We start from the raw sequence: 2,699 nt of genomic DNA, 5'->3' as shown, positions 1-2,699 counted from the left end.
CCCTGGGCCTTGGCGGCGGGCGCGAGCGCGTCGACCATCGTCTTGTCGCCCACCTCGGCCTTGCCGCGGGCGACGACGCCGTCGACCGCCGCCTGGAGCGCCGTCGAGATCAACTCGGGAGTGAGTTCGGCGGCGTCACCCACGGCGGTGGCCGCGCGCAGGAAAGCCGTCCCGTAGAGCGGGCCCGCCGCTCCCCCGACCTTCGAGATCAGGGTGGTGGCGACCAGCTTGAGCACCGCCGCCGGAGTGTCCGGAGTGGACTCCTCCAACCGGGCGAGCACGAAGCCGAAGCCGCGCTTGAGGTTCTCGCCGTGGTCGCCGTCGCCGATGGCCTGGTCGAGCTTCACCAGTTCGTCGCGGTGCTCGCTGATCACGGTCGCGGCCGCGCGGATGGCGGCGGCCACCGCGGCGGCGTCGCAGCCCATCAGGCTCCCCACCGCAGGGCGGCGGTGTGGACCGGGGCGTCCCACAGAGCGGTGAGTTCGTCGTCGAGGCGCAGCAAGGTGAGGCTCATGCCTTGCATCTCCAGACTCGTGATGAACGGCCCCACCAGTCTGCGTTCGACCGTGATCCCTCGCTCGGCGAGCATGCGCTCCGCGATGCCGTGGGCCAGGTACAGCTCCAGCAGCGGCGTGCCGCCCATGGAATTGGTGAACAGGAGAACCCGGCTCTCCTGCGCGAACGGGAGGTCGTCGAGGATCGGGTCGAGCAGCGCGGCCACGATGGCGTCGGCGTCGGCCAGCGGCTCGCGGCTGCGGCCGGGCTCGCCGTGGATGCCGATGCCGACCTCCATCTCGTTCTCGGCGAGGGTGAAGCTCGGCTCACCGACGTGCGGCACCGTCGGCGCGGTCAGCGCGATGCCCATCGACCGCACGTTGCCGACCACCGCGCGGGCCAGGCGCTCGCAGGTGTCGAGGTCGGCGCCGGACTCGGCCGCGGCGCCCACGATCTTCTCCAGCAACACCGTCCCGCCGACGCCGCGCCGCCCGGCCGTCCAGGTGGAGTCGCGCACGGCGACGTCGTCGTCGATCACCACGGTGCGCACGTCGATCCCGTCGGCGGCGACGAGTTCGGCGGCGGTCTCGAAGTTCAGCACGTCACCGGTGTAGTTCTTCACCAGCAGCAAAACGCCCTCGCCGCCGTCGACCTGCGTCACCGCGGCCTGAACCTGGTCAGGTGTCGGGGAGGTGAAGACCGCGCCGGGGCACGCCGCGTCGAGCATTCCGGGGCCGACGAACCCGCCGTGCAGCGGTTCGTGGCCGGAGCCGCCGCCGGAGACGATCGCGACCTTGCCCCGCACCGGGGCGTCGGCCCTGGCGATGACCGCCGGGTCGTCGGTGATCCGCAGCAGACCCGGATGGGCCAGCGCCATCCCGCGCAGCGCGTCGGCCACGATGGTCGCCGGATCGTTGATGATCTTCTTCATCGCGCGCCTCTCGCCGGAATGGGTCCGTCTCCCGTTCCTACACCGCCCCGGGCGTGCGCGAAAGGCGTGCCGCTCAGCCTGTGGGCAGCTTGGGGATCAACGCCTTCGCCGCGGCCTCGAGCTTGGCGCACGGGTCGCCGGCTTTGTCGTCATACCGGCTGTAGGACAGGGAGACGACCTCGGCCTGCTCCTTGTCCGGTGGGAACGGCGCGTGCGCCCAGTCCAACCGGCACCGGTCTTCCGACGGCCGCTTCTGCGCCTTCACTCCGCCCAGGTCGACCGGCGTGGAGTCCGCGGCGTCGGCCAAGTCGTCGGGGTTCGGTCCGACCTTGAAGTTGATGGAGAACGACGCGCCACCCGCGCTCCAGTCACACGCGTGCAGCGTCGTGGGCCGGGCGTTGCTCTCACCGACGGTTTCGGTGATCGTGGACTCGTCCAAGACCGCGCAGGGGTCGACCCCGGCCACCGTGCCCTTGGCGAGCGCCAGCTTCTGCCCGCCCGCCTGCAGGTTCTTGATGACGCCTTCCATCACCTTGCGCCCCGGCTCGCAGAGAGGACCCGCCGGGCCGCTGATCTGCAGCGTGATCGCCCGCTTCGGCGAGGCCTCGGTGATGACGCCGATGAAGCACGCGGTCTTGTCGTCGAGTTCGGACTCGCTCGCGGGCAAGCCGCCGATCTTGAACGTCCCCTCGGCCGACTTCCCGCTGGCCGACTCGCCGAGGACGAGGTTGAAGTTCAGCTCCTTGCCCGCGGAGTCCTTCATGTAGTGCGCGCAGTGGCCGAAGTCGCGCAGGCGGTTCTTCGCGGGGGTGCCGACCGAGGCCAGCGTCTGGTCGTCGAGCAGCACGCAGGGGTCGACGACCCGCAGGTTCTCGGCGGTGAACGCCGCCTCACCCTCGACGGGCTTGCCGTCGACCGGGGCGTCGCCGCCACCGAGATCGGCCGCCGCGGCCACCGTGGACCTGGGGAAGTTCTTCTTGGCCAGGTCGGGGCCCGCGCACCCGGCGACCACGCCCACCAGACACACGACCACACCGACCGACCACCGCGCTGCACGCCTCACGGCGTGAACCGTAGCCAGTCGCGGCCCGGCGTGTGTCGGCAACCGGCTTATTCGGCCACGGCGCGGCCCCGAGGCGAGCAACAGCTAGTACGGCAGCAGCCATTCGCTAGCTGACCTGGGTGTTCTCGATGTTGCGGGCGAGTCTGGTGCGTTTGTGGAACCAGCGTGAGCGTGCTTGGTGTCGGCGTCGCCAGTTCACCCAATGGGTTG

Annotated in this window: 3 protein-coding genes; all 3 read right to left on the bottom strand. The window is 70.8% G+C overall.

The window, feature by feature from the left end:
- On the bottom strand, positions 1–425 hold a 425-nt coding region (gene dhaL, locus ACRDSQ_RS16765; RefSeq protein ID WP_431422246.1), incomplete at its 3' end, for a dihydroxyacetone kinase subunit DhaL.
- Positions 425–1,426 carry a dihydroxyacetone kinase subunit DhaK gene (gene dhaK, locus ACRDSQ_RS16760; protein WP_431422244.1) on the bottom strand — a complete coding sequence of 334 codons (1,002 nt, stop codon included), beginning with the start codon at positions 1,424–1,426 and terminating at the stop codon, positions 425–427. The genes dhaK and dhaL, both read right to left, overlap by 1 nt.
- 73 nt (positions 1,427–1,499) lie before the next feature.
- Positions 1,500–2,489 (bottom strand): hypothetical protein, encoded by a 990-nt coding sequence (locus tag ACRDSQ_RS16755; RefSeq protein WP_431422242.1) that lies wholly within the window; start codon positions 2,487–2,489, stop codon positions 1,500–1,502.
- Positions 2,490–2,699: the final 210 nt, after the last annotated feature.

This window comes from Actinokineospora sp. (genome assembly GCF_050699995.1).
Classification (GTDB): domain Bacteria; phylum Actinomycetota; class Actinomycetes; order Mycobacteriales; family Pseudonocardiaceae; genus Actinokineospora.
This window is presented reverse-complemented; position numbering and strand designations above follow the sequence as displayed.

Coding starts and splice junctions, on each gene's coding strand:
- dhaK (WP_431422244.1), bottom strand. CDS start 1,426: ATGAAGAAGATCATCAACGATCCGGCGACCATCGTGGCCGACGCGCTG.